Consider the following 24909-nt stretch of genomic DNA (forward strand, 5'->3'; position numbering starts at 1 on the left):
TAACCTGAGTGGCGAGATGTCACGCATAAACGGACGTCGCGAGGGCGCCGGAGGAATAGATGCAAAAACAATCAGGTGGCGCTTGCGGGGGCGCGTGGCTGGAGGCAGGGCGGTCATGAGTTCGCGCCGAGTCCTGATTCTCGAAGACAGTCTGATCATCGCCATGGAAGTGGAGGAGATTCTCCGCGCCACCGGCGTCGAAACGGTGGAAATCGCTGCTAACCTGGAGCAGGCGATGAATGCCATCGACAATCAGCGCTATGATTTCGCTCTTCTCGATGTCAATTTGGGAGAAGCGATGAGTTTTGGTTTCGCACGGCTGCTCATGGAGCGCGGGATTTCCTACGGTTTCGTCAGCGGCTATTCGGACACGCAGGATTTTCCGGACGACCTGCGGCATGTGCCGCTGCTCGTGAAGCCGTTTGATGAAGCCGGAATGCGGGAATTCATAGAAAAACTTGGTTCGTCCGCCTAATGCATGTCGCGCAAAAGTGTGCAGCGGTTTTCGCGGGAACGACATGCATGAAAACAACAAGCTAAAGCCTGTCGCGTGAGCCTGCCGTCATGCGGCAGGCTCTAGCCACCAGCGTTTAAGTGGAATCACTTGAACGCAGAAAGATGCTTTAGAATTAAAGAGTTCTGCCCTGGATACAGGACTGCATAATCGGAAAGCGATTCCGATTTTGATGGTTCTGGGCTATCTTCTCGTGCACAATCATCGAAACCGGCCTCGATTTCCGGAGGTCTGGAAGTCCGGCGCCGTCCGATAGGACTCGACATACGATGCAATGGCAGGATCAGGCGATCATAATCGGCATCAAGCGCCACGGCGAGACGAGTGTCATCGCCGAGGTGATGACGCGCCAGCGCGGGCGTCACCTGGGGCTCGTGCGGTCCGGCCGGTCCCGTCCCATGCAGCCTGTTCTTCAGCCGGGAAACGAAGTCGAGGTCACCTGGCGTGCCCGCCTGCATGAACATCTGGGCGAATTTCGCATGGAGCCGGTGCACCTTCGTGCGGCACGGCTTATGGAAACGGCCACCTCTGTCTATGGGGTGCAGGCGATGGGAGCGCTCCTCCGGTTGCTGCCGGAGCGTGATCCGCATCCGCATCTCTACGATGCTCTGCATGTGATTCTCGAAAACCTTCACGAGCCGGCCGATGCTGGCGAACTTTTCGTCCGCTTTGAATTGGCTGTTCTGAACGATCTCGGCTTTGGTCTCGACCTGACCGAATGTGCAGCGACGGGGACACGGGACGACCTCGTCTACGTCTCGCCGAAGACCGGCAGAGCCGTCTGCCGCAGCGCTGGTGCACCTTGGGCGGACAAGATGCTGGCGTTACCGGCCTTCCTGCATACAGGGCAGACAAAAGCCGCCGATTGCGACAGCCTTGCGGATGCCTTTCGTCTGACCGGTCATTTCCTGCATCGGCACGTTTACGAGCCGCGTGGCATAGAGGCGGCCGCAGCGCGCGACGGTTTCATTCAGGCGGCGCTGAGAGCCCTTCGCTCTTCACAAGCGAACGATACCCTTGAGACGGAGCGTTCAGCATAAACGCGAAAGACGTCGGCTGCTGCAGTGACCTCTGCGCGTCTTATAAGATGAACGGCGCCGTAGGCCGTGCTCATCGAACCTTTAGCGCCCAGCCTTCCGGTCGCCGCGCTACGATTTTCGCCTCGTCTCCGATCGTTATGGTGCCGTCATTGCGCGGCGTGGCGTTCCAGCCGAAAAGAGGGCCGGGAACACGCCGATCGGCCGACATGCGGATGCGGCCCATGGCGGGCATCGGATTTGCTGTTTCCCGCGAACCCGTTTTTTGATCCTGCGTCGTCATGATGCAGCGTGAGCAGGGCTTGACGAAATCGAAGCGGATGCCTCCGATCTCGACTGCCGCCCAGCGATCTTCCGGCCATTCCTCGCCGCAGTCGATGACAATATTGGGCCGAAAGCGATCCATGCCGACCGAGCCTTCGCCATGCTTTTCCATTTCTGCATTGAGGGCCTTCAATGAGCCCGTCGTGGTGACGAGAACCTGGTAGCCATCGGCAAAAGCGACAGGTGTGCCGGTGCCCGCCCATTCGGCGTTGGCCGTGCGTTGAGCATGTCCGTCGAAATAGACCAGCTTTACCTCGCGACCGAGCCATCCGGAGAGCTGGCGGTTGGATTCATCATCGGCAACGGCAGCGCTGACGATCGACCTCCAGATGGCCACGTCCATGCGCCTCTCCGGATGGGGCGGCGGCACAAGAATATCATTGCGGCCCTCCATCAAAAGACGAAGTGCGGCCGGCTCGGGCCGGACGTCGATTCTGGCCAGATCGGACAGTTCACGCTGCGTGATGAAGTGTCCCGATGGATCGACGACCATGATACGTCGATCGCCCGCCAGCCCGGATGCATTGATCATGGCGGATGGAATGGCGATACCGCGGGCACTCTTGAGCGGATAGATGAAGAGATCGCTGACGCGCATGAAATCTCCTTAGATAGACTAGAGCGGGATGCGGGCGGAAAACCGCACACACTTTTCTCATCCAGCTCTAGATCTCGTCGATGAACATCTCCAGAAACCGGTGCAGCCGTTCATGCCGCTCGCGCGCAAGCATGCGGCCGGTCGTTGTCTGGAACCCGTCGGCGAGTTTGAACAGTTTTGTCTGGAAATGGTCAATGGCAAAGCGCTTGTCGTCGAAGTCCCGGGCTTCGGCCGTCGGATCGAGAGGATCGTAGAGGCCTGACCCAAGCCGCCCGGCAATGTAGAAACAGCGCGCCGCACCAACCATTCCGATCGCGTCCAATCGGTCGGCATCCTGCAGGATTTTCGCCTCCAGTGTTCTGGGCGCGATATTTGCCGAAAAGCTATGCGCGGTGATGGCGTGCGATACGGCATCGATATCCGGGCCATTCCAATCCAGTTCGCTCAGGATGACGGACGCGCGTTCGGCGGCAAGCTTCGAGGCCTGCGCCCGCAAGGGCGAGTTCTTTTCCACTGCGACACAGTCATGCAGCAGGACGGCCGCCGACAACAAGCGGATGTCGCCGCCTTCGTCCTTCTGGATCCGCAGCGCATTCTTGAAGACGCGCAGAATATGGGCGATGTCGTGCGAACCATCGTCACCCTCTGCAGCAAATGGGAGGAGCGCGTTCGCAAGCGCCTCCTGAGGGGAGAAGGCGCGCGCAGTGTCTGTATCGAGCATCATCTGTCCGTTGGAAGGGATTCGCAGAGACCTTCTACCGGGTTGCGGCGTGGGTGGCAATCAATCACCACGCGTCGAAACGCGAACCAGGCGTGTCGTATCGAAACCCCGGCCCGGCTGCTTGATCTCAAGGGAAAGCAGAAAAGGGACTTCCGCGGCCGGCTTCGGCGCGCTGATGTAGTAGCCCTGAATTTCGTGGCAGCCCTCGCTTTCGAGCAGCGCGAACTGACTCTCGCTTTCCACACCTTCGACGGTCACCCTCATGGCAAGCGCATCTCCAAGCACGATAATGGCCTGCATGATCGCGCGCGCTTCCTTGTTTTCCGTGATGTCGTTGACGAAAGACTTGTCGATCTTGATCTTATCGAAGGGGAAGCTGCGCAGATAGCTCAGCGATGAATAACCCGTGCCGAAGTCATCCATTGAAATGCGGACACCCTGCGCCTTGAGCGTGTGCAGGGTCGGCAGGGTTATGTCGAGGTTCTGCATGAGAACGCTCTCGGTAATTTCCAGCTCGAGCCGTGACGGCGAGAGATTGGCGGCCGCAACTGCCGCCCTGACGTCGCCGGCCAGATCGCTGCGCTTGAACTGGATGGCCGAAACGTTGACCGCAATCTTGATGTCGCTGGGCCAGCCGGCCGCATCCCGGCATGCCCGATGCAGAACCCACCGGCCGATGTCCACGATCAAGCCCATTTCTTCGGCAAGCGGGATGAAATCCATCGGCGAAACCTGCCCGCGTTTCGGATGGTTCCATCGCAGCAAAGCCTCGAAGCCGTTGATTTTCATTCGCGCCAGATCGAAGAGAGGCTGGTAATGCACCTCGAATTCTTCGTTTTGCAATGCCCGGCGCAAATCCGCCTCAAGCGCGTGCCGGGCCTGGATCCGCGCCTCCATCTCGCTGGTGAAGAAGCGTTCGCGATTGCGTCCCTCCGCCTTCGCATGGAAAAGGGCGACGCCTGCATTCTTGAGCAGCATATCGGTTTCCATGCCATCGATTGGAGCGATCGCGACACCCATCGAAACACTGAGTTCAACCTGTTTCTTGCCACGGAAAAACGGCTCGGCCAGTTCGCGTCCAATCTGATCGATGAGGGCAGTCACGTTTAGCGGCTGCTGCCGCCCGCATTGAAGAATGGCGAATTCGTCAGATCCGAGCCGGGCCAGAATATTTCCTGTTCCGGCGGACGAGCGCAATCGCTCTGCCACCTGCCGAAGGAGCTTGTCGCCCGCTGAGACGCCGAGCGTGTTGTTGACGGATTTAAAACCGTCAAGATTGAGATGGACGAGTGCAATCTGCTCGTCCGGACCAAGTTTGGCCAGGGCGGCTTCCAGTTGCTCGCGGAAGCTTATTCGGTTTGGCAGGCCGGTCAGCGGATCATGGTGGGCAAGATAGGCTATCCGCTCGGCTGCCTGGCGATCTTCAGTCACATCCGCATGGATGGCTATGCTGCTTCTGTCCGCAAGCACCGTTACGATGCTTTGTATCGTCCGACCGTCTTCCATTAGCCATTCGCGGCGCCCGATCTTGTCGCCTCTAAGTGAACGACCGGCCATGTTTGACAGGCGAAGGTTCTTGGCCCTGGCGCGTTCAGCGCCTCTGATCCGCTCGATAAGCGATGTGATCGGCGTGCCGGGAGACACGTCCATTTCCGTGAGATTGAACAGTTGTCGGAAACGGGTATTGCTGAGTGTGAGCCTCTGTTCGGAATCGAAGACACTGAGACCGAGCGGCAGATTTTGCAGAACGACATCGAAGAGCTTGTTCTGGCTGTTGAGTGCGGTCGCGGTGGAATGCAGCTTGTCCATTAACTGCCTATTTTGCCCGCGAAGGACATCGCTCTCCTGTTCGATGCGTCTCAGATCGAGAGCGTGGTCGCGATAGGCTTGGACGACCAGATCCATCAGGCGCTGCGCGTCGACCCTCCCGTCGTCATCGAGCGCATTTGCACATTGCTGGCGGAAAAATGATTCAGCTTCCGGCATTGGTGACTGCCCCGAAATGTGGCGGCGACAACGTGTTTGGCGGATATTCGACCGGAAATGTTCTGCCGGCAAAAGTTGCAGATGGCGTCCGTTCTGGGCTGACCGGATGCAGCGCGCCGGGCATGATGAAAGGCCTTTCTAATAAAATATCTTCAATAAAAACTGTATCTTACTATTCGAGCGATCTGCGATGTCCGCCGAATGCCCTATGTCAGAGTTTGTCCCTAGCAGATTAATAATCGGTTGCGGAAGCGGAAATATAGTGAATCTGATATAGGTTTTGTGGCGCCGCACTTTCGGCGTTCAACCCAGTGAAACATGAACGCGGATGCTGGAGTATCTTGTCCCTATATTCCGTTGCCGCGAGCGGCCCGGCGCCAAGCTCCCAAGAGCGAATTAGCACACGATATTTATCAGTTCCGATTAATCGAAAATTAACATCTAATTGACGCGCCGCACAAATCAGTTTATCCCGAGCATAAGATGCTCCCCAACGTATTGCGTACAAACATTCGCCGGACAGGCGGTGTCCATTCAATTGGAGGTTTGTATGTCTGATGTTTCTTCAGTTTCAAACAGTTCCTATGCATTCCGCGGTACGCTCACTCGGCTCGACACGAATGGTGATGGCGTTCTGAGCCGAGGGGAATTGGCTGCCGAGGAGCGGCCAGGCATCATCCGCGAAACATCGGATGGCAACGACGACTCGTCCCGCAGTGTCGAGGGCGGTCTTGTGGCTATGCTTTTAGAGATCAGGGATAACGGCACCGTCCAGACAACCGCCAGCCAGCCGCTTCCGCTGAAGCAACTGGCGCCCGGTATCATCGTTTCGGGAACCGTAGGAGATGGCGCGACGCCCTCCGGGCAGAGCATGCAGGTCGCGAATGATCTCTATCGCAACACCTACGGACAGTACGAGCCGCAGCAAACTATTGCTGCAAATGGCTGATTCTCTTAGCAAATGGCTTCTCCGCGTTCGGAACTACTGCCGCCGCCAAGCGTTCGGCAGAAGTAATCGGTTAAGGAGTGTGTTTGATGAAGCTCTTATTTCGCGTAGTAATGCTCGTATTGGCACTGATATTGCCGGCCGCTGCGCAGCAGCAGGAGCAAAGCCAGAGCGCGACAGCCAACTTCATTGACAGGGAAGGCAAGGATGTTGGACGTGCTGCGTTAACGGTTGCCGAAGGCGGTGTCTTGATCGATCTCCAGGTGTCTGGACTCCCCGCCAATAGGTGGGTTGCCTTCCATGTCCACGAAACCGGCAACTGCGACCGTGCCAGCAAATTCGAAACAGCGGGCAAACATTTCAATCCGGGCAATAAGGAGCACGGCCTTCTCGCGGCTGATGGGCCGCATGGGGGAGATATGCCCAATCAATATGTCAATGAGGATGGAATTCTACGCGCACAGGTCTTCGACACTATGGTGACGTTGGACGAAAAGGATAACGGTATCCGCGGTCGCGCTTTGATAATCCATGCGAATTCGGATGACTATCGCAGCCAGCCCGCCGGAGATTCCGGCGATCGGCTAGCCTGTGCCGTTATCGAATGATAGTCACTGCTGCCCTCATGGGACATGCCGATGAGATGGCGGCGGCAATGCAGACCAGATGAATACTACCTCCGCCTGAAGAGGTTTCAGTATCATGAAAGGCGGGATCTGCGTGGCGCGGTTCCCGTCTTTTCCGTTTCCTCGTCCTTGTTCCCATTCGAACTGTCTTTCGGTCTCGCCGAATGATCGCCCGAAGCGAGAGGCGGCCCGTCGCCAGAAGGATTCGCAGCAGTGTAGGTGACCTGCGGGTAGGGAATGGAAATTCCCTTTTTGTCGAAGGCTTGTTTTGCGCCTTTGATCATATCCCGGCTGGTGTTCCACCAATCCGCAGTCGTCGTCCAATATCTCAGCATAATGACGATGTAGCTCTCGCCAAGGCTATCGACAAACGTCTCGGTTGCAGGGTCTTTCAACACTCTGTTATCCGCTTCAGCCAGTTCTGAAAGCGTCTTAAGTGCAAGATCGATATCATCGTCATAGCTTATCCTGATCGCAAGATCATTCTTGCGGGTTGCTTCTCGGCTGAAATTCGTAATCGGCGTGTTCCAGAGGGTGGAATTGGGCGCCAGCCGATAGACGCCATCGGCAGTTCTAAGCTCTGTCGCAAAGAGACCGATTTCCTTCACGGTACCGGACACGCTGCCCGTGTCGATAAATTCACCAACTCGGAACGGACGCAGGATGAGCAGCATGATGCCGGCTGCAATATTCTGCAGCGTCCCCTGCAGCGCGAGGCCAATTGCAAGGCCGGCGGCGCCGAGCGCGGCGATGATCGATGCTGTCTGCACGCCGAATTGGCCGAGCACCGTGACGATGACGATGGTTAGCATCGCGTAGTGCAAGACATTCGCGAAGAAGCGCGCCAGCGTCTCATCGATGCCGCGAATGCGTGCGGCCGCCTCATAGGCCCATCGGCTCAGAAAACTTGCCAGGATCCAGCCAAGCAGGAGCAGAATGATGGCACCAAGTATTGAAAAGGAATATTGCACCGCCAGTGCGCTGGCCTGATTAAGCGCGGTGCGGGTTGCCAGGATGAGGTCGGTTGCTTGCTGTTCCATGTTCCGCCGATAATCCCGTTCATTGCCACTCGGGGCTAACTAATGCATGTTGCGCAAAAGTGCGCAGCGGTTTTGCGCCAACGACATGCATGAAAAACAATGAGCTAAAGCCTGTCGCGTGAATCTCTTTTCACGCGACAGGCTTTAGATGGGGCAAGCAGGTGGGGCGGTCAACCGGTTGTGCTCAAGCCTGGCAGGAAGACGGCCCAAGCGGCAGCAGGAAGGGCGTGTTGCCATCAGTCTCCGCGCCGCGGCCAATACTACGGATCGCATCCACCAGCCTGCCGCGGCGATTAAGTATTTGGTCGCCAATCTCGATCAACCGTGCATTCGGAGTGGCATGCGGGGCAGCTCGGCGGAGGCGCGTTGCGAGAGCTGCGTCCTCTTGCTCTGGATTGAGCGATAAGGCAACGATGACGGCCGCGGCCGGCGAACGGGAGACGCCCATCCAGCAATGGATCAGCAGTGGCGTCTCCCGCTGCCAGCTTAGTGCAAAATCGATGATCTGACGGACATGCGCCTCCTGTGGGGCGACGAGATCGCCTGTGCCGGAAAAGGTGATGTCATTCATGTTGAGGAGGAGATGCCGTTCCGCTCTGATAATTGCCGGCCGGTGAAAGACCTGCTCCTTGGCAACGACGCTGATCATGTCGCGGGCGCCATGCCTGACGGCCATTTCGGCGATTCGGGCAAGAGGCGAGACGACGATCATGGCTGTGCTTGTGCTTTCCGCTCGGCCGCTAGCGCCTCGAAGCGCTCGCAAAAGAGCCGTTGCGCCTCGACTGCGGGCAGTGGCTCGATCTGCAGCATTTCCTTCGTGATGCCTCGCGGTTGGCCGAAAAACCTTTTCGCTTCCGCCGACGTAAAGCCGGCAAGCACTGTGGCCTCGAAATAAGCGGCGATGGCGTCGGCCTTCTTGATCCGGTCTTTAAGCTCGCTTTCCGGGTGTGCAGGCAGACCGAAGCGGAGATAGATGGCAGCCTCGAGTCGGTGTTCGACCGCTTTGTAGCCGCCGCCGACGACGGATTTGAACGGCGAGATCATGTCGCCTATCACATATTCCGGCGCGTCGTGCAGCAATGCTGTCATCAGCTCGTCCGGCGTAGCATCGTTGCAGCGACGAAATATGTCCTCGACAACGACGCTGTGCTGAGCGACGGAGAAAGCATGGCTCCCGACGGTCTGACCGTTCCAGCGCGCGACACGGGCGAGGCCGTGAGCGATATCGGCGAGTTCCACGTCGAGTGGCGACGGATCGAGAAGATCGAGCCGGCGGCCAGAAAGCATGCGCTGCCAGGCGCGAGGTAAGCCTGTATTTGTCACGCCGTTGCCTCGTCGGCGCTGGATGGGAAGGCGAGACCGGACCATGCGGGCAATGAAAGCGATACCGGGCTGTCGCCTGCAAGGATCGGCATGCCGTTCGCCATTGCCTCACCAGCGCGATCGATGCGCAGGATAGCCAGGCCCTGTCTGCCAGTGACCGAACCCAGCGTTCCGAGCGACTTACCGCCCGCTGTGATGGCAGTGCCCGTCATCGGCAGATCGCTCTTGCCCGCCACGATGACGATACGTCGACGCGCGGTGCCTCTGTGTTGCATGCGCGAGATGACCTCCTGGCCGACATAGCAGCCTTTACGGAAGGAGAGGCCATCATTCAGATCCATCAATACGTCATGCGGAAAGGCATCCTGCAGATCGAAATCCCGCCCGGAAGCGGCGATGCCATTGGCGATACGAAGCGCGTCGTAGAGCGCCTCGCTGTCTGTGCCATGCATGCCAACACGCCTATACAACGCAATTCCCGCCCTTGCGAAGCGGCTGTCCTTCACGCCTACCTGAGGGGTGTCCATGCCCCAGGACACCGTCACGCCATCTTGTGCCACCGGGGCAATCTCGACAGCAGCCCTCAGCTTGTACATGGTGAGGCGTTTCAATAGCCCGTCGCGCTGGCCGATGTCGGCTTCCAGAATGAAATCATCACCTTCGCGCCAGATCATGAAGTCGAACAGAATCTTGCCTTGCGGCGTCAGCAGTCCGCCCGGACGCGCGTCATCGATGGGCAGTGAAACCACGTCGGTGGTGATCAGATTGTGCAAAAAGGCCGCGGCTTCCGAACCGCCGACGCGAAGAAGGGAGCGGTCTTTCAAGAATACGGCTGGCATAGGTCGACCCGTCACGTTCATCTGCTGTTCACAGGTAAGTTCTCGCGGCTCAAACCGCAAGCAGGACGGCGTGTTCAATCACCGGCGGTGAAGAATTTCCATTTTCCGTCCGGCGTGATGCCGATCCGGTAGAAATTGTAACCGCCGAATTCCAGCATGTCGGAAAGGTCACCGGCGGTGACGATGCGCAGCAACTCCACTTTTTCCGGTGGTGACAGAGTCTTTAGGTCCTTCTCGGCGAAATAAGGCCAGACATACATCTCGTCCGGTGTTCCCTGGCCGACATGCACGAAACCGGTAGAAAGGATGTCGAGCATGATGGCAAGAATTTCCATGCCCTCCGAGTCGCCCGAAAGATCCTTAAGGGTCGAGACCGGATCGTCACTGGCCTCGCCAACCATCACCTGGGTCTGGTTCGGTCCGGGGCTCATCAGCGGACGTAGACGTTCGATATCGCCGGATGCGGCCGCTTCGACCATCATCTCGCGCAAGTGGCGGACCGGCTCGGGTACCTTGCTGATGTCGTAGATTACCTCGACCGGTTTGGAATTATCGCTCTCCTGTGCGCTCGGCGTCATGTCGCCGCTTTGCTCCTGATTGACCAGCGGATCCGGCGACGGCATGGCGGGCTCGCTGGGCGGGGCTTCACCCTTCTCATTCGCTGCCTGGGCTTCAGCCTGGCCGGGAATCGTGTGCAATTCGGAAAGGGCATAGGCGGGCAGGGGAGAAAGAATGCTGACTGTCGCAAAAGCCGCGGTGATGACGACCGGCAACATCGAGCGCTGCTGAGCATTGCCCTTTAACGTGCGCATGAGAGATCTCTGGATCCTATTGCAGGGTGCGGTTCGGGGAGAATTCACCAGCGAGAATGCGTTCGCGCAATGATTCGAGCAAGGCCTCCGCGCTGCCTTCGCCATGTCGACGGATCGTTTCGCGGATTGCATGGGCAATGGCGGCATCGGCAATGATCTCCGGCTCGATGCCATCGGCCATACCATCGGCCCAGGCTTCGTTCTGGTATTCCAGAGCGGCCTGCATCTTCTCGTGAACGATCATATCATCGATGTCGTTGAGGCTTTGTTCCATCATTCTATCCTCAAAACGGGCATGCCCTTACTTGTCCGTTAACAACTCTAGCAGCCTTTTCCCAAAACGACACGGCTACCCGAAAAAAGGGGTTAATAATTCGTTAATTTCCGTAACGGGATGTGATTTCTGTTACGAGTGTTGCACCTTCGTTACGGTAGCGTTCCTCCGCTGCAATGGCCGATACCGTGCAAGTTGTATAAACTGAAGCGAAAGTTCGGTATCCGCGGTTAAACGCGGCCGTTAGCCTTTCCTTTCGCTGCGGTTCATTGTTGGCCTCGGAATCCAGCAGCTGTTGCATTTTCGCGCGCCAATCGTCATTTCTGCCGCTCTCACACAGATTGCGCAGGTAATGCACTGATCCCAGCACCTCGGCGAGCCTTGTGAGCCGGTCGTCATAGGGCGCAGTATCGCTATCGCCAGTGGCACCGGGTTGTGTCGCCGTAGGCTCATTCGGCTGCGCAAAAACGGGCGATGCCGTCAGGCACAGGACCTGGAAGAGAAATGCGCAAAACAGGCGTCGCCCAAGAATCATGTTCCTAATTGATACCATCAAGCGTGACCGGAACAAGGCAGCCGCACCGCTTTTCCACGTTATTATTCCTTGATCGCGAGGCGTTCTGCGCATTCGAGAACGCTTTGTGGCACAGGAAGCCGGCGAATTTCATCAAGCGTATACCATCCGAGGTCGGCGGCGTCGTCGGCAGCTTCGGCAATCGCGTCCGCCTCCGCCTCGATAGTGAAGACCGACAGAAAGAAATGGCTGCTGAGGCTGCCGTCGGCCGCGTGGCTCTTGAGGTCGTAAGTCGCAAAGAGGCGAGGATTGCGGGCAATGATTCCCGTCTCCTCGGTGAATTCGCGCAGAGCCGTTTCCGCGGGCGTTTCGCCCGGCTCGGCCCTGCCACCCGGGAAGGCATACATGTCGGCTGATGGCGGATTGCGCCGGAGCACCAGAAGAAAACGGCCGTCGCGCTCGAGGATGGCTGAGGAGGCAGGATCGGGGTGTGGAGACATGATTGACACCATCAGTGGGGGATGCACTAGTCAGGATCGAATTTTGACAAATTGATATCTCCGTCTTGCGGGGAGATCCTCTGTTGTGAGTATCATTTCCCGCTTGCAGATCCAAAATGATCGAGCGTTCTGGTGCTGCCGGACGCGGGCGCCCATATCTGGCCAAGGCCTGTCGGTAAAATAGAAATCGTTGAATGACCTATATCTATGTCCTCTACGCGCTCGCTGCTCTTTTTGAAATCGCGGGTTGTTTTGCATTCTGGGCCTGGCTGAAATTGGCCAAGCCGATCTGGTGGCTGGCGCCGGGAATGGTATCGCTGGCACTTTTTGCCTGGTTGCTGGCCTTGGTCCCGAGCGAGGTGGCCGGGCGGACCTTCGCCGCATACGGGGGAATCTACATCGTTGCATCCCTCCTGTGGCTCTGGATCGTGGAAAGCCGCCTGCCGGATCGATGGGATATTTCTGGCGCGCTCGTCTGCCTTGCGGGAACGGCAATTATCCTATTCGGGCCGCGGGCCTGACTAGTGCGCCTCGCGTCCGCTAGGACGCGCTAAGGACGCTCTAACCCTTTAATTCTAGAGCATCTTTTCTGCGTTCAAGTGTTTCCACTTGGACGCAGGATGCTCTAGGCTTCTTGACCATGACAATACGAGGTGCAAAGAGACCTGGATGTGCGGACGATTTGCGTTGACGGCAGGACCGAAGGATGTGGCGGAGTTGTTCGGTCTTATAGGAGCCGAAGACTTTCCCGCGCGCTATAACATTGCGCCGACACAGCCGATCCTCGTCGTCATTGCCGGGGATCGTCAGGAGAGGGGCAGCAATCTGCCCGATCGCCGCGCACTGCTTGTGCGCTGGGGATTGACGCCCTCCTGGGTGAAGAACCCAAAGGAATTTCCGTTGCTGATCAATGCCCGTGCCGAAACCGCGATCGGCAAGGCCTCGTTCAGGGCGGCCATGCGCCACCGCCGCGTTCTCGTGCCAGCCTCAGGCTTTTACGAGTGGCATCGTCCATCGAACGAAAACGGTGAAAAGGCGCAGGCCTATTGGATCCGCCCGAGACGAGGCGGCATCATCGCCTTTGCGGGCCTCATGGAAACCTGGTCATCGGCCGACGGTTCTGAAGTCGATACCGGCGCAATCCTGACTGTTTCCGCCAATACTGCGATCTCGGCGATCCACAATCGGATGCCGGTGGTCATAAGGCAGGAGGATTTTTCCCGCTGGCTCGACTGCAAAACCCAGGAGCCGCGCGACGTTGCCGATTTGATGACGCAGGCCGATGAGGATTTTTTCGAGGCCATCCCGATTTCCGATCGCGTCAACAAGGTTGCAAACATGGGGCCGGATCTGCAGATACCGATCGCCATTGAAAAACCTCCAGCTCCGCAAAGTCGCGTGAGGCCGGACGATGGCCAGCTCAGTCTTCTTTGACGAGTCTTCCGCCACATCCCGCACTTTCCCGGATACTCCTCATGCCATTGATTTCTGCCGCCTTGTCCGGTTTCCTCCTCGGCGCTTCGCTCATCATCGCGATCGGCGCTCAGAATGCGTTCATCCTTCGCCAGGGGCTGCTGCGTTCGCATGTCTTCGTATTTTGCCTGATCTGTGCGCTTTCTGATGCCCTGCTGATCGCCGCCGGGATCGGCGGTCTTGGAACGCTCGTCTCGCGCTCGCCAATGCTCATTTCCGTCGTTACCGCCGGCGGCGCAGCTTTTCTGGGGACCTATGGAATCATGGCGTTTCGCCGTGCGGCCGGGCCCCTGCACTTAAGGCAGGACTTGCGGAGGGTATGAGCCTCAAGGCTGCAGTTGCGACTTGCCTTGCCTTCACATTCCTCAATCCGCACCTCTATCTGGATACGGTCGTTCTTCTCGGCAGCCTTTCAGCGGCCTACCAGGGCAAGGGCCGGATTTTTTATGGAATGGGCGCCGCGGCGGCGTCTTTCGTCTGGTTCTTCGCGCTGGTTACGGCGCGCGGCTACTGCAGCCGATTTTTGCAAAACCCGCCGCCTGGCGGGTCCTGGATGTCATCATCGGGATGGTCATGAACCTGCTTGCCATCAGCCTGCTCACGCGTTTCTTAGCGCGATCTAAGCAGGCTCCTTCTGCTTCGGCTTGTCCTTCAGCATCAGATGGGCTGCAAGAACAGCCTTCAGCCCAAGTGGACGATAATGCGTACTGAGGTCGATCTTTGCCGGCTTCTGCGGCGCGGCGCTCTCTTTCTTGAAGGTCACACTTACACTCCTTACGTGGTCCCTAGATCAGTCTTTTTATTTTCTAATGACTTGATTCTCGTCGCAGATCTTGACGGAAACGGGATCGGATCAATCAGGATTTGTGAACGGTCACCATAATCCGCGAGGCTGGCGCGAGGCCTGTCTGTGTAAGATATCGCTAAAAAAGGTTATGCGAGCGTTAAGATTAATAACAGCCCTGCTGCATGGTTCCCTGGATCGAGGCCCATTTCAGGATGAAACCATTCAGCGGTCGAAAGTGCTGCCGCGGCCTTTTTGCGTCTTGTAAGACGTACGGTGTGCAATGGCACGGCCCCGGCTCAACACGATCAAATATGACGTCCGATATCGTCTTCCGCCTCGTCAACTTCGGCTTCGGTTGGCCCTTCTATGGTGTAAGTTCCATATTTACGCTGCCAGGAACGAGCTCCCAAGGGCAGGGATAAGAGGTAGGCGGCGACGGTCACCACCATGACCTCCCAGGTGTAGCTCATGAGAAGCGCCACATAGATGACCACGCCAAGCATGATCGGCAGAACAAGATCGCGTCGGATCCGGCTGGTTTCGGACTTTCCTGACCAGACGGGCAGGCGGCTGACCAGCAGGAAGGCGATGAAGACCGTATAGACTGCCGATCCATAGGCGAAAAGACGATCGGGCGTAACACCAAGAAAGCCGAGATAGACCGGCAGGAGAACCAGCATGGCGCCAGCCGGCGCCGGAACGCCGACGAAATATTCCGATTGCCACGTGGCTTTCGTTTCCCGCTCCGCCATGACGTTGAAGCGCGCGAGCCTGAGACCTGCGGCAATGGCATAGATGAGAGCCGCGATCCAGCCGAGCGAACGGGCCTGGTCGAGTGCGAAGACATAGACAACGAGAGCCGGTGCAACCCCGAAATTGACGATATCGGCAAGCGAATCCATCTGCGCGCCGAACTTCGACGTCGCCTTCATTAAGCGGGCGACGCGGCCATCGACGCCATCGAGAAAGGCTGCGAGCAGCACCATCGCCACGGCAAGTTCGTAGCGGTTTTCGAAAGCGAGGCGAATGCCTGTCAGTCCCGCGCAGATGGCAAGCACGGTGATGAGATTGGGAACGATAAGCCGAAGCGGGATTTCCCTGAGGCGCGGACCGCGGGCGGCGTCATTGGGGCCGTTCGGCTCGAAAGGGGGAAAAGGTGTCTCCATCTCAGCGCTCCTGACCTTAGCTGCGGCGGCCGAGCACAGGTCCCTTGGCGGAACCGAATTCCGCGATGATAGTCTCGCCGGCTATTGCCGTCTGGCCAAGCGAAACCCGCGACGCTGCTCCTGTCGGGAGGAAAACGTCGAGCCGCGAGCCGAAGCGGATGAGGCCAATGCGTTCGCCGGCATCCACGGGGTCGTTCGGGTTGACGAAGCAGAGGATACGCCGCGCCACGAGGCCCGCAATCTGCACGACGCCGATCTGGCCGTGGCGTGTCTCTATGACCAGACCATTGCGTTCGTTCTGTTCGCTCGCCTTGTCCAGCTCGGCGTTAACAAAACTTCCTTCGCGATGGACGATATCGAGAATGCGTCCGCGCATGGGCGCGCGATTCACATGGCAGTCGAAGACGTTCATGAAAATCGAGATGCGCAGCATCGGTTCATTGCCGAGATTGAGCTCCGCAGGCGGCATGACCATCTGGATGGACGAGACTTTGCCGTCCGCCGGCGAAAGCACGAGATCGTCATCCTGGGGAACGATACGCTCTGGATCGCGGAAGAAATAGGCGCACCAGAGCGTCAAGATCAGGCCGATCCAGAACAGCGGCTTGAAAATCCACCCCAATACCAGCGACGCGACGAAGAAGCCGGCGACGAAGGGATAGCCCTCCTTATGCACCGGAACGATCGTGTTGCGGATGGTATTGAACAAACTCATGGAAGGCGAACTCCTCTGATCTTCGTCCTCGCTGCACTACAGGGAAACGCGTCCCGGAGCAATGCCGCGCGCTCCTACAGCGCCGTGCGTCTTATCAGAACCACAAAGGTCGCTGTAGCACTTTGAATTGCTGCATGTTTTTATCCTCAAATCGGCTCCGATTTAAGGAAACATGTAGTAGCTCGCAAGCCGTGGCGACGGGGGATCAGTCCGCCGGTGCAAGCCGCATGATGACGCCCATGTCATCGCTTTCGCGAACATTTTTAAGATGTTCCTCAGCCTGTGTGGCTTCGCGCTGACGGTTCCACATGGAGGCGTAAAGGCCGTTCTCTTCGAGAAGCGCAGCATGTGTCCCTCGCTCGGCGATCTCCCCGCTCTTGAGCACGATGATCTCGTCGGCACTGATGACCGTCGAGAGCCTGTGGGCAATGACGAGTGTCGTCCTGTTCCTGGAAACCACATCGAGGGCAGCCTGGATCTCGCGCTCCGTCGTTGTATCCAGCGCAGATGTCGCTTCGTCCAGGATCAGGATCGGGGGTGCCTTCAGGATCGTGCGCGCGATCGCTACACGCTGCTTCTCGCCGCCTGAAAGCTTCAGCCCGCGTTCTCCGACTTTTGTGTCGTATCCCTCCGGCAGGTGCCGGATGAACTCACCAATCTGCGCTACTTCCGCTGCCGCCGAGACTTCAGCGTCGCTCGCCGCCGGTCTTCCGTAGCGGATATTATAGGCGATCGTGTCATTGAAGAGCACCGTGTCCTGCGGCACCATGCCGATCGCCATCCTCAGGCTCTTCTGCGTCACCGAACGGATGTCCTGTCCGTCGATGGTGATCGCACCCGCCTGAACGTCGTAGAACCGATAGAGGAGGCGCGACAGCGTGGACTTGCCTGCGCCCGACGGGCCGACAACGGCAACCGTCTTGCCAGCGGGAACCTCGAAGGAAATACCTTTGAGAATGGGACGCGCCGGATCATAGGCAAAATGCACGTCCTTGAAGATGATGGCGCCCTGACGGACCGTCAGATCGCTGGCGTCTTCCGCATCGCTGACCTCAGGCTCGACCTCGAGAAGGTCGAACATCGCCTCGATATCCGTCAATCCTTGCCGGATTTCACGATAGACGAAGCCGATGAAGTTCAGTGGCACGGAAAGCTGCAACAGCATTGAATTGACGAAGACGAAGTCCCCGACGGTCTGCTCGCCGCGTTGCACCGCCAGTCCCGAAAGCACGAGCATGACAGTGGTGCCGAGACCGAAGATAACGCCCTGGCCGAAGTTCAGCCAGCCAAGCGAAGTCCAGACGTCGGTGGCAGCCTTTTCGTAGCGTGCCATCGACTTGTCGAAGCGGCTCGCTTCCATCTGTTCATTGCCGAAGTATTTGACCGTTTCGAAGTTGAGCAGCGAATCGATCGCCTTGGTATTGGCTTCGGTGTCGCTGTCGTTCATCGAGCGGCGAATGGCGATACGCCAGTCGCTTGCCCGGATGGTGAACCAGGTATAGGCCCAGACGGTGAGGGCCGTAATGGCGAGATAAGAAAAGCCGTAGCCACGCCAGAAGATGATTGCCGACAACAGGAATTCGATCACCGTCGGAACGGAATTGAGGATCGTGAAGCGCACGATGGTCTCAATCCCCTTGGTGCCGCGTTCGATGACGCGTGAAAGTCCGCCGGTCTTGCGCTCCAGATGGAAGCGCAGCGACAGCGAGTGGATATGGACGAATGTCCTGTAGGCAAGCTGGCGGACAGCATATTGGCCGACGCTGGCAAAGAGCGCGTCGCGGAGCTGGTTGAGACCGAGCTGCAGGAGCCGCGTCACATTGTAGGCGATGATCAGAGCCGTCGCGCCAAGCAGATATGTCGGAAGGGTACCCGATAAGTCGATCCTGCCATTCAAGGCGTCAGTCGACCATTTGAAGAAGAAGGGGACGAGTAGCAGGACGAATTTCGAGATCAGGAGATAGACGGTCGCCCAGACGACACGCATCTTAAGATCGAGGCGACCTTCAGGCCACATATAGGGCCAGAGATTGATAAGGGTCCACAGGGGATTTTTGGAATCCGCCGAGATCGTCTTTCTGCCGTCTGCCATATCGATTCTCCAGCCCGTGCAGCGGCTTATACGGCGCCTTGCCTGTCGCTCGCGGTGCGAATGCGTCGAGAGCGGGATCCCGAAAAGTATGTGCGGTTTTCGGGCGACATCCCGCTCAAGCTTTTGATGTAGTGCCGTGCCTCTTATAAGACGCACAAAGGTCGCTGTAGTACTTTGAATTGCTGCATGTTTTTATCCTTAAATCAGTTCCGATTTAAGGAAACATGCAGTAGGCCGAAACAAGAAAACAGACTGGAATCCACTCCGCGGGACGCAGCGTCTTCCGGTCGGGCATGATCGCTACCGCAACCGGGCGAATGCCGGTCGGACGAATACACTATTTCTTCCGCCGAGGAAAAGAGCGACCGGGCGAGATATCGCCCGGCCGGGTTACATTGGCCCCATCACGACCTTACAGATGTCCGCCAGACATCCGCTTGCGGTGCAACTCCTCGGCGTTCGGCAGCGCTTCCTTCGGCAGCCCGAAGACCTGGCCCGGCCGGATGCGGTCCGGATTGAGGATCTTGTCTTCGTTGGCCACATAGATGGTCGTGTAGCGTACGCCGAGACCATAGAAACGCCTGGAAATCTGCCAGAGCGTGTCGCCGCGACGGATAATGACAGCGCCGTTGCTGGCCTCGAGGGGAGCTTGCTCAAAGGTCTTCGGTTCGGCGTCGCCACCGGACATTTCGACGGTTGCTTCCGGCGCGGGCTTGCTCACCGTGAGCGAAGTGATCATGGCGTCGATTCTATCCAGCGCATCGCCGACCGCCTTGGCATCCTTTGGCGCCGTCTGCAGGACGCCGAGTGCACGCGCGGCCGTTTGGGAAGCGGAAGTAGCTGCCTGTTTGAAAGCCTCCTTCGCGTCTGCCGCCGGATGGAATTCGGCAAGCGAGCGAAGCGCGATCTCGGTCGCCGAGCGGGCGGCAGCCAGCTGTTCGTCGCCCGGCAGCTTGCCGTCGACAAAAAGCCCCTTCAAAAGCGCAAATGCTTTGACGGCATCCTCCTTAAGTTTGCCGAGCTCTCCTTCATCCAGCGGCACTATCGCCAGCGATGCACCGCTGCTGTCGCCCGCCGCGACGGTGACCTGATCGCCTGCGGGGCGATTGAAGTTGACTGAAGTTCGCACCAGCACGTTGCCACCAGCGTCAAGGACATCGACGCGGATCCTGTGATCTCCGACGGAAAGAGCCATGACGCCATCGATCACGAAGTGCCCGTCGCGTCCGGCCAGCGTTTCCCCGATGAACTGGTTATCCGCATAGGCACGGATCCTGGCGTTCGGCCGGGCCGAGCCTGCGACGAAGATCTTGCTGCCCTCGATCTCCACGGCGTTGACCCTTACGTCAGGCGTCTCGGTTGGAGCGGCCGCACTCGGTTGACCTGCGCCGGCATCAGGCGCCGGGGATATGTCGCTGCTTGAATTTGGCACGGCCGCCACCTCATTCGATGGAGCCGATGTGCCGGCGGCCGCGCTTACATCACTACCTGCCGGCGCTGGGGAAGCTGCGGCTGTCTCCGTTGTCGGCGCTGCCGTCGGAGCCGTGATGATGCGGCTCGCCTCTCCTGGCTTGGTAACCATGGCAAGAAGCCCGCTACCGCCTGCTTGCGGCACGGAAACCGTCGCGACCTCGTCGGAGATTATGCTTTTTCCGTCCTTGCCGGTTGCCCTCAGGACGAGTTGGTGATCGCCGGCAGGCAGCGGTTTGTCGAGAACGGCTGCGAAATCACCGCTCTCTCCGACATCCGTTGTCGTGACGACCCTTTGACCGTCGAGAATTTCAAGCTTGGAACCTGCTTCTGCCGATCCGGCAATGACGGTGGAGCCGTCCGGCTCGACTCGCAGGACGTCAAATCTGGGAACAACCTCTCCGTTGTCCGTTAGGGCGGAAGCCTGTTGTTGCGGCTCGGGAGCGCCGGTAAGCGCCGCTTCCGCTCTCGCGATGGCCGCCAGTGCATCGACGATGTTTTCGGGCATCGACTGAATGATGGCGAGCGCTCTTGATGCGCCGTCACGGGCCTTGGCGACCAGCGCGGCTGTTGCCGAATCTGCATCGTCCGGAGGGGCAAAATCGACAATGGCCTTCAGAGCCGTCTCGGTCTTGGTCTTGGCGGCGGCGAAAACATCGGCCGGCGGACCCTTGCCGTCCGACAAGAGCGCCTTAAGTTCAGAAAGAGCCTTGCCTGCGTCAGTGGAGAGGCTGCCAAGTTTTTCCGTGGTCTCCCGGGCAATGGAGGCTGCGTTGCGAGCGGTCTTCGTGCCCTCCGTGACAGTGTTTTTCAGTTCGGTGCCGGCCTCGTTGATGGCATCACCGACTGATTTCGTGCTGTCGCCAATTCGCGGCAGAACAAAAAAAACCATAAGGATGGTAGCAACTGCGAGAACCACGATGGCCAGCAAGCCGGCACGGTTTTTCATCATTATTCCTCTCCAGGCGGCGAATTCGCCATGACTTCGGAAATTGCTAACGATTTCCGGCGCTTTTACAAGCATCCTCAGCTAATGCCGAACGTCGAAGCGTAAGTTTTCCTTCAATTTTCTTGACTGCGTACCTGCAGCATAGTTGTTTGCCTCCATGACAGATCTATTTGCGCCGATTCAATCCATTTGCGTCTACTGCGGCTCCCGCCCCGGACACAATGCCGTTCACATGGCCGCAGGCCGGGCTCTCGGTAAGGCGATCGCGGAAAGCGGGTTGCGTCTCGTTTACGGCGGCGGCACAAAGGGCATCATGGGAGCAGTCGCCGGTGGCGTTCTTTCCCATGGCGGTCAGGTGACCGGCATCATCCCCGAATTCCTGGTCGACATGGAAGCGACTCGTCATTCGCTCGGCCAGTTGAGCGAACTCATCATAACCCCGGACATGCATACGCGCAAACACGCGATGTTCGAGCGTGCCGATGCTTTCGTGGCGTTACCGGGTGGGATCGGCACGCTCGAGGAAATCGTGGAGATCATGACCTGGGCGCAACTCGGCCAGCACGAAAAGCCGATGATCTTCGCCAATATCGATGGCTTCTGGAATCCGATGATGGAGCTGTTGCGCCATATGGCCGAGGAAGGTTTCCTGCATACGGCGCATCGGGTCCAGCCGCTTTTGATCGATCGCATAGAGGACATCGTTCCGGCAATCGTGAAGCGCGCAGGCGAGCTCACCGGTGACCGCGGCGGCGAGGACGCGGTCATATCGAAACTCTGAAGAGTCGGGACCATGCGTCAAATATGACGCGCAAGGATGCTTTAGCTCTTTCATTTCAGAGCATCCAAGGGACGCCATTTGAGCGCAGAATGCTCTTAAAGACGGTCGCCGAGAAGAAAAGCGCTGAAGGAGAGAATCATCGGCTGCCAGCCTCCGAACTTGCAGGATGCCGAGGCAGTCGCACTCGCCATCCCCGACGTTACCGAACGAGTCTGGGCAGTATCATTGAGATCGGTTTTGGCCGACCTGCGCCTTGCTTCAAGGTGATTTGCCGTCCGGTCGGCGGCTTGTTGAAGCGGCGTTCCCCACGCAGTTAGTTGCTTTCAGCCATCTCGTCGTAGTTGTTGCCATCCTTCACCAGCTTTAGCATTCGGTTTAGCGCTACTTTGGCCTGTCGAATGGCTTGTATGGCCTTCATTCCCTCATCGATCATCATCGATACTTCTTCCGAGTTCCGACCCCACTCTGGCGTCTTTTCCCACTCTTCGAGATCGGATTGAATTGCCCCGAGGCTTGCCCGCGCCTGAAGTATTTGCTCGCGCAAACTCATCTCATTTTACCCTGAAGTCTATACATAATTTTCCCGGCTACCGAGCGTCTCATCAGGCCGGTGTGCTCATTTCCGGCGGTTTGTGTTCGTTTCGATTGTGTAGCTGCTGCCGCACATGAATCAGCTGTCATTAGTATCCAGAGCGTAAAAACATGATTAATTAAAAGTGGTAAATGGTTGCTCTCGCTAACCCTAGGGTGCGGGTTGTGCAATGGTCGTAGCGGCGTCAGGATAGCTGTCACATTGGCTCGTACGAGCGATGCGGCCCGGGCGTCCCTTAGTCACAAACGCGGGCGTGGTCAATGCCGAGTTTCCTGGCAATTTCGGTTGCACCCTTCCGCTTGTCGCAAACGCGTACAACCGCACCTAGCGCTGACGGCTCTGCATCAGCATCGACCAGCTATAGAGCGCCAGCCCCGCCCAGATCAGCGGGAAGGCGATCATGCGGGCCGTACCGAACGGCTCCTTGAAGATGAGGACGGCGATCAGGAAGATCATGGTCGGCGCGATATATTGCATGATGCCGATCGTCGACAGACGAAGGAGCTTCGCTCCGTTCGCATAGATCATCAGCGGAATGGCGGTCACAAAACCGCAGCCGACCAGAAGCGCGGTGTCGACAAGGCCAGTCCGGTAAAGATGGCCGGTGCCGCCGCTTTCGAGGTAGAGAATATAGAGCAGGGCCGGTACGGCAAGGATCAGCACTTCCAGGAAAAAGCCCTGGTTGGGGCCAACCGGCAGCGTCTTGCGGAAGAAGGCATAAAAACCCCAACTAACCGTGAGGCAGAGCGCCACCCATGGGATACCGCCGCTGTCGAAGGCGAGAACGATGACGGCCACCCCGGCAAGCGCAATCGCTGCGATCTGCGTCGGCTGCAGCCGTTCCTTAAGCAGCGCTGCGCCAAGGAAAATGCTGAAGAGCGGGTTGATGAAATAGCCGAGCGCTGCATCGAGGGCGTGACCGGCGCCGATTGCCCAGACGTAGGTTCCCCAATTCACGGTGATGAGCGCCGCCGTCAGCGATGCCATGGCGAGCGTGCGTGGCGAACGCAGCGCCTCTCTGACGTCCCCCGTGCGGCCGAGGAACAATAGGATGATGCCGGCTATCGGTACGGACCAGACGACACGATGAGCGATCACTTCGGCAGGTGAAATATGTGCCACCGCCTTCATGTAGAAAGGCAGAAATCCCCAAAGCAGGTAGGCAGCAAGTGCAAAGGCAAATCCGCGTGGACTATCTTCGTTCCTGATTTCCGGAGCGGCAATATCGGCAGACATCGGGTGTTTCCATCTTTGTTCTTGTTCTGATCCCGATTAACCTAACGATCGCGAATAGGCCAATTCATTTCAGTGAAGCTTACATTCAGCTCTGTTTCCTCAAGAAGAAGCGCATATGGATCGCCAAGAGGATGCTCGCCAAGGGAAATACAGAAGACGGAGGCTTCCGCGACCGAGGAGCCTCGAAGCACTTTGAATGTCTCGCCGCAACTAGACAGTTTTCAGCAACCGCCGGCCGACGCTGTCCAGCACCCGACGTCCAACCTTCTGTCCTGGCATCTCCACACGGGTAAAGCCCAGATAGGCAAGGGCATATGAGAGTGGAATCAGAACCACGATGGTCATGAGAAACCGTATTGGCGCTGAAATGTCGTTGCCCAAATGCTGGATGATGAAAGCCGCGATGGGTTGAAGCAGGATCAGGTGGATGAGATAGACACCAAATGAAAGCTCGCCGAGCCAGTGTGAAAACCTGTTGCCGAGAAGCGTGGAAATTCGCTCGCCAATGCGTCCGGCGACGCCCGGCAGCATCCGATGATGAACGAGTGCAAAAAAGCCGACGACAAGCAGAACCCTTACCGTGACCCTTCCTGGCGTCATCGCGCCACCGATTGGGATCATCACGAGAGCGACAGCGAGGATGGCGCTGGCAAAGCTCTGGCGGGGGCTCGTGAACAAACCATTGGCAAGCAACATGCCGCACAGGAAAACATGCAGCTTCAACGGCAGGAAGGATGGCATCGGAAACCCGATGTGGGCAGCGTGCATGATCGTCGCAAAGAGGAACGCGACAAAAGCGACCAGGGCAGCGCCCACGAGCCAGCGGAACTTCCGCATCAGCAGCATGATGAATGGAAATGCGGCATAGAACTGCATCTCCAGACCCAGACTCCAATCCGGCAGCGGAGTCCTGAAGGCATAGCTGGGAAAGAAGCCGAAGAAAAAGCTCGCATGCATCAGGAAATTGCGGAGCGAGCCGTCGAGATATCGTTCCGACAGCTGAGGGTTGTGACCCAGAAAGTGATCGATGATCATGCGGCTATCATAGAGCATCGGCCCGAGTATCAGGGCGACGCTAAGCATGACATAGTAAAGGGGAGCAATGCGGAAGAACCGTTTCAGCCAGAATCCGAACCAGGTCGACGGCTTTTCCCAGGGATTTGCTTCTTTTCGAAGCTCATAGTGAAACACCATGAGGAAGCCGGAAAGCATGACGAAGAGGTCCACTCCGAGGTCCGGCGACGAAAGGATTGGTATGCGCCAGCCAGTCAATTGGGAACTATGACCGAGGAGGACCCAAAGGGCCGCAAGACCGCGCAGTCCGTCCAGGCACTCAATCCGCTTGCCCTCAATGATCATCAAGAATTCCTTCTGGTTGAGGTTGAGGCGTCGGCCCGGAACATAGCCGGGTGTGCTGCAATGCACAATGCAAAGCCGGAAAAATTGATTGCTTCTATGAAGTCGGATCCTGGGCAAATCATGGCGCATTGGAATATGCACGTAGTAAGTACGGCTAGAGTCGGGTCGAACCGACCTGACATCTGAATTCCGTCTCTGAATCAAAAGGTTAGATCGGAATGCTACCCGAAAACCG

Annotated in this window: 26 protein-coding genes and 1 pseudogene; 8 read left to right on the top strand and 19 right to left on the bottom strand. The window is 57.9% G+C overall.

From position 1 onward, the window contains the following. Positions 1-16 precede the first annotated feature (16 nt). Complete coding sequence (locus AAE029_RS16765) at positions 17-475, top strand: response regulator (RefSeq protein WP_371074000.1); 459 nt, start codon at positions 17-19, stop codon at positions 473-475. A 308-nt stretch (positions 476-783) separates the two neighbouring features. Further along, entirely contained in the window at positions 784-1554 is a 771-nt protein-coding gene (gene recO, locus AAE029_RS16770; RefSeq protein WP_371074001.1) for a DNA repair protein RecO, read from the top strand. Positions 1555-1624: 70 nt separating this feature from the next. Here recO and AAE029_RS16775 read toward each other — a convergent pair whose 3' ends face one another. From AAE029_RS16775 to AAE029_RS16785, 3 genes are all read right to left on the bottom strand, one after another. After that, complete coding sequence (locus AAE029_RS16775) at positions 1625-2473, bottom strand: MOSC domain-containing protein (RefSeq protein ID WP_371074002.1); 849 nt, start codon at positions 2471-2473, stop codon at positions 1625-1627. Positions 2474-2540: 67 nt separating this feature from the next. Continuing rightward, positions 2541-3197, bottom strand: coding sequence for an HD domain-containing protein (locus AAE029_RS16780; RefSeq protein WP_371074003.1), 657 nt, complete (start codon positions 3195-3197; stop codon positions 2541-2543). Positions 3198-3254: 57 nt separating this feature from the next. Then, positions 3255-5180 (bottom strand): putative bifunctional diguanylate cyclase/phosphodiesterase, encoded by a 1926-nt coding sequence (locus AAE029_RS16785; protein WP_371074004.1) that lies wholly within the window; start codon positions 5178-5180, stop codon positions 3255-3257. Positions 5181-5730: 550 nt separating this feature from the next. On the opposite strand from AAE029_RS16785, the gene AAE029_RS16790 reads away from it, so the two are divergent. Next, entirely contained in the window at positions 5731-6129 is a 399-nt protein-coding gene (locus tag AAE029_RS16790; protein ID WP_371074005.1) for a hypothetical protein, read from the top strand. Between the two features lie 110 nt (positions 6130-6239). Further along, entirely contained in the window at positions 6240-6734 is a 495-nt protein-coding gene (locus AAE029_RS16795) for a superoxide dismutase family protein (protein ID WP_371074163.1), read from the top strand. A gap of 92 nt (positions 6735-6826) precedes the next feature. Here the strand turns inward: AAE029_RS16795 and AAE029_RS16800 are convergent, their stop codons facing one another. The 8 genes from AAE029_RS16800 to AAE029_RS16835 form a co-directional block, all read right to left on the bottom strand. Beyond that, entirely contained in the window at positions 6827-7792 is a 966-nt protein-coding gene (locus AAE029_RS16800) for a mechanosensitive ion channel family protein (protein ID WP_371074006.1), read from the bottom strand. A 184-nt stretch (positions 7793-7976) separates the two neighbouring features. Next, on the bottom strand, positions 7977-8504 hold the full coding sequence (locus AAE029_RS16805; RefSeq protein WP_371074007.1) for a tyrosine phosphatase family protein: 528 nt from the start codon (positions 8502-8504) through the stop codon (positions 7977-7979). Continuing rightward, positions 8501-9079 (bottom strand): YfbR-like 5'-deoxynucleotidase, encoded by a 579-nt coding sequence (locus AAE029_RS16810; protein ID WP_371074164.1) that lies wholly within the window; start codon positions 9077-9079, stop codon positions 8501-8503. The genes AAE029_RS16805 and AAE029_RS16810 overlap by 4 nt, the downstream gene beginning before the upstream one ends. Before the next feature lie 32 nt (positions 9080-9111). Beyond that, positions 9112-9954, bottom strand: a complete 843-nt coding sequence (locus tag AAE029_RS16815; protein ID WP_371074008.1) for a folate-binding protein YgfZ — start codon at positions 9952-9954, stop codon at positions 9112-9114. A gap of 74 nt (positions 9955-10028) precedes the next feature. Next, the gene (locus AAE029_RS16820; RefSeq protein ID WP_371074009.1) at positions 10029-10766 is read right to left on the bottom strand and encodes a hypothetical protein; all 738 of its coding nucleotides are present in this window, start codon (positions 10764-10766) and stop codon (positions 10029-10031) included. A gap of 16 nt (positions 10767-10782) precedes the next feature. Beyond that, the gene (locus AAE029_RS16825; RefSeq protein WP_371074165.1) at positions 10783-11040 is read right to left on the bottom strand and encodes a hypothetical protein; all 258 of its coding nucleotides are present in this window, start codon (positions 11038-11040) and stop codon (positions 10783-10785) included. A 103-nt stretch (positions 11041-11143) separates the two neighbouring features. Further along, a complete protein-coding gene (locus AAE029_RS16830; protein WP_371074010.1) occupies positions 11144-11593 on the bottom strand; it encodes a TIGR02301 family protein in 450 nt (149 codons plus the stop codon). Between the two features lie 44 nt (positions 11594-11637). Next, a complete protein-coding gene (locus AAE029_RS16835) occupies positions 11638-12054 on the bottom strand; it encodes an NUDIX hydrolase (protein ID WP_371074011.1) in 417 nt (138 codons plus the stop codon). 194 nt (positions 12055-12248) lie between these two features. Between AAE029_RS16835 and AAE029_RS16840 the strand changes: the two genes are divergently transcribed. From AAE029_RS16840 to AAE029_RS16850, 3 genes and pseudogenes are all read left to right on the top strand, one after another. Then, positions 12249-12575 (top strand): YnfA family protein, encoded by a 327-nt coding sequence (locus AAE029_RS16840; protein WP_371074012.1) that lies wholly within the window; start codon positions 12249-12251, stop codon positions 12573-12575. 148 nt (positions 12576-12723) lie between these two features. Then, positions 12724-13488 carry an SOS response-associated peptidase gene (locus AAE029_RS16845; RefSeq protein WP_371074013.1) on the top strand — a complete coding sequence of 255 codons (765 nt, stop codon included), beginning with the start codon at positions 12724-12726 and terminating at the stop codon, positions 13486-13488. A gap of 47 nt (positions 13489-13535) precedes the next feature. Next, positions 13536-14136 (top strand): annotated as a pseudogene (locus AAE029_RS16850) (LysE/ArgO family amino acid transporter); the annotation flags it as partial. Between the two features lie 10 nt (positions 14137-14146). Here the strand turns inward: AAE029_RS16850 and AAE029_RS16855 are convergent. The 5 genes from AAE029_RS16855 to AAE029_RS16875 form a co-directional block, all read right to left on the bottom strand. Further along, on the bottom strand, positions 14147-14290 hold the full coding sequence (locus AAE029_RS16855) for a hypothetical protein (protein WP_371074014.1): 144 nt from the start codon (positions 14288-14290) through the stop codon (positions 14147-14149). Between the two features lie 329 nt (positions 14291-14619). After that, positions 14620-15480 (bottom strand): CDP-diacylglycerol--serine O-phosphatidyltransferase, encoded by an 861-nt coding sequence (gene pssA, locus AAE029_RS16860; protein WP_371074015.1) that lies wholly within the window; start codon positions 15478-15480, stop codon positions 14620-14622. Positions 15481-15496: 16 nt separating this feature from the next. Next, positions 15497-16195 (bottom strand): phosphatidylserine decarboxylase, encoded by a 699-nt coding sequence (locus AAE029_RS16865; protein ID WP_371074016.1) that lies wholly within the window; start codon positions 16193-16195, stop codon positions 15497-15499. Positions 16196-16400: 205 nt separating this feature from the next. Then, the gene (locus AAE029_RS16870) at positions 16401-18287 is read right to left on the bottom strand and encodes an ABC transporter ATP-binding protein/permease (protein WP_371074017.1); all 1887 of its coding nucleotides are present in this window, start codon (positions 18285-18287) and stop codon (positions 16401-16403) included. Between the two features lie 412 nt (positions 18288-18699). Continuing rightward, positions 18700-20709: a LysM peptidoglycan-binding domain-containing protein gene (locus AAE029_RS16875; protein ID WP_371074018.1), complete on the bottom strand. Its 2010-nt coding sequence runs from the start codon at positions 20707-20709 to the stop codon at positions 18700-18702. A 154-nt stretch (positions 20710-20863) separates the two neighbouring features. Here AAE029_RS16875 and AAE029_RS16880 point away from each other — a divergent pair, with 154 nt between their 5' ends. After that, a complete protein-coding gene (locus AAE029_RS16880; protein WP_371074019.1) occupies positions 20864-21487 on the top strand; it encodes a TIGR00730 family Rossman fold protein in 624 nt (207 codons plus the stop codon). 313 nt (positions 21488-21800) lie between these two features. Here the strand turns inward: AAE029_RS16880 and AAE029_RS16885 are convergent, their stop codons facing one another. From AAE029_RS16885 to AAE029_RS16895, 3 genes are all read right to left on the bottom strand, one after another. Beyond that, positions 21801-22037, bottom strand: coding sequence for a hypothetical protein (locus AAE029_RS16885; protein ID WP_371074020.1), 237 nt, complete (start codon positions 22035-22037; stop codon positions 21801-21803). A gap of 366 nt (positions 22038-22403) precedes the next feature. After that, positions 22404-23315 carry an EamA family transporter RarD gene (gene rarD / locus AAE029_RS16890; protein WP_371074021.1) on the bottom strand — a complete coding sequence of 304 codons (912 nt, stop codon included), beginning with the start codon at positions 23313-23315 and terminating at the stop codon, positions 22404-22406. A gap of 210 nt (positions 23316-23525) precedes the next feature. Then, positions 23526-24674 carry an acyltransferase family protein gene (locus AAE029_RS16895; RefSeq protein ID WP_371074022.1) on the bottom strand — a complete coding sequence of 383 codons (1149 nt, stop codon included), beginning with the start codon at positions 24672-24674 and terminating at the stop codon, positions 23526-23528. Positions 24675-24909: the final 235 nt, after the last annotated feature.

The sequence above is a fragment of the Sinorhizobium sp. CB7 genome (genome assembly GCF_041357635.1).
Lineage (GTDB): Bacteria > Pseudomonadota > Alphaproteobacteria > Rhizobiales > Rhizobiaceae > Rhizobium.

Bases quoted from the DNA above. Each gene is read 5' to 3' on its own strand.
- AAE029_RS16875 (WP_371074018.1), bottom strand. From the start codon at position 20,709: ATGATGAAAAACCGTGCCGGCTTGCTGGCCATCGTGGTTCTCGCAGTT.
- AAE029_RS16825 (WP_371074165.1), bottom strand. From the start codon at position 11,040: ATGGAACAAAGCCTCAACGACATCGATGATATGATCGTTCACGAGAAG.
- AAE029_RS16865 (WP_371074016.1), bottom strand. From the start codon at position 16,195: ATGAGTTTGTTCAATACCATCCGCAACACGATCGTTCCGGTGCATAAG.
- recO (WP_371074001.1), top strand. From the start codon at position 784: ATGCAATGGCAGGATCAGGCGATCATAATCGGCATCAAGCGCCACGGC.
- AAE029_RS16790 (WP_371074005.1), top strand. From the start codon at position 5,731: ATGTCTGATGTTTCTTCAGTTTCAAACAGTTCCTATGCATTCCGCGGT.
- pssA (WP_371074015.1), bottom strand. From the start codon at position 15,480: ATGGAGACACCTTTTCCCCCTTTCGAGCCGAACGGCCCCAATGACGCC.
- AAE029_RS16840 (WP_371074012.1), top strand. From the start codon at position 12,249: ATGACCTATATCTATGTCCTCTACGCGCTCGCTGCTCTTTTTGAAATC.
- AAE029_RS16780 (WP_371074003.1), bottom strand. From the start codon at position 3,197: ATGATGCTCGATACAGACACTGCGCGCGCCTTCTCCCCTCAGGAGGCG.
- AAE029_RS16880 (WP_371074019.1), top strand. From the start codon at position 20,864: ATGACAGATCTATTTGCGCCGATTCAATCCATTTGCGTCTACTGCGGC.
- AAE029_RS16800 (WP_371074006.1), bottom strand. From the start codon at position 7,792: ATGGAACAGCAAGCAACCGACCTCATCCTGGCAACCCGCACCGCGCTT.
- rarD (WP_371074021.1), bottom strand. From the start codon at position 23,315: ATGTCTGCCGATATTGCCGCTCCGGAAATCAGGAACGAAGATAGTCCA.
- AAE029_RS16835 (WP_371074011.1), bottom strand. From the start codon at position 12,054: ATGTCTCCACACCCCGATCCTGCCTCCTCAGCCATCCTCGAGCGCGAC.
- AAE029_RS16785 (WP_371074004.1), bottom strand. From the start codon at position 5,180: ATGCCGGAAGCTGAATCATTTTTCCGCCAGCAATGTGCAAATGCGCTC.
- AAE029_RS16815 (WP_371074008.1), bottom strand. From the start codon at position 9,954: ATGCCAGCCGTATTCTTGAAAGACCGCTCCCTTCTTCGCGTCGGCGGT.
- AAE029_RS16830 (WP_371074010.1), bottom strand. From the start codon at position 11,593: ATGGTATCAATTAGGAACATGATTCTTGGGCGACGCCTGTTTTGCGCA.
- AAE029_RS16765 (WP_371074000.1), top strand. From the start codon at position 17: ATGTCACGCATAAACGGACGTCGCGAGGGCGCCGGAGGAATAGATGCA.
- AAE029_RS16820 (WP_371074009.1), bottom strand. From the start codon at position 10,766: ATGCGCACGTTAAAGGGCAATGCTCAGCAGCGCTCGATGTTGCCGGTC.
- AAE029_RS16775 (WP_371074002.1), bottom strand. From the start codon at position 2,473: ATGCGCGTCAGCGATCTCTTCATCTATCCGCTCAAGAGTGCCCGCGGT.
- AAE029_RS16805 (WP_371074007.1), bottom strand. From the start codon at position 8,504: ATGATCGTCGTCTCGCCTCTTGCCCGAATCGCCGAAATGGCCGTCAGG.
- AAE029_RS16870 (WP_371074017.1), bottom strand. From the start codon at position 18,287: ATGGCAGACGGCAGAAAGACGATCTCGGCGGATTCCAAAAATCCCCTG.
- AAE029_RS16895 (WP_371074022.1), bottom strand. From the start codon at position 24,674: ATGATCATTGAGGGCAAGCGGATTGAGTGCCTGGACGGACTGCGCGGT.
- AAE029_RS16795 (WP_371074163.1), top strand. From the start codon at position 6,240: ATGCTCGTATTGGCACTGATATTGCCGGCCGCTGCGCAGCAGCAGGAG.
- AAE029_RS16845 (WP_371074013.1), top strand. From the start codon at position 12,724: ATGTGCGGACGATTTGCGTTGACGGCAGGACCGAAGGATGTGGCGGAG.
- AAE029_RS16810 (WP_371074164.1), bottom strand. From the start codon at position 9,079: ATGCTTTCTGGCCGCCGGCTCGATCTTCTCGATCCGTCGCCACTCGAC.
- AAE029_RS16885 (WP_371074020.1), bottom strand. From the start codon at position 22,037: ATGAGTTTGCGCGAGCAAATACTTCAGGCGCGGGCAAGCCTCGGGGCA.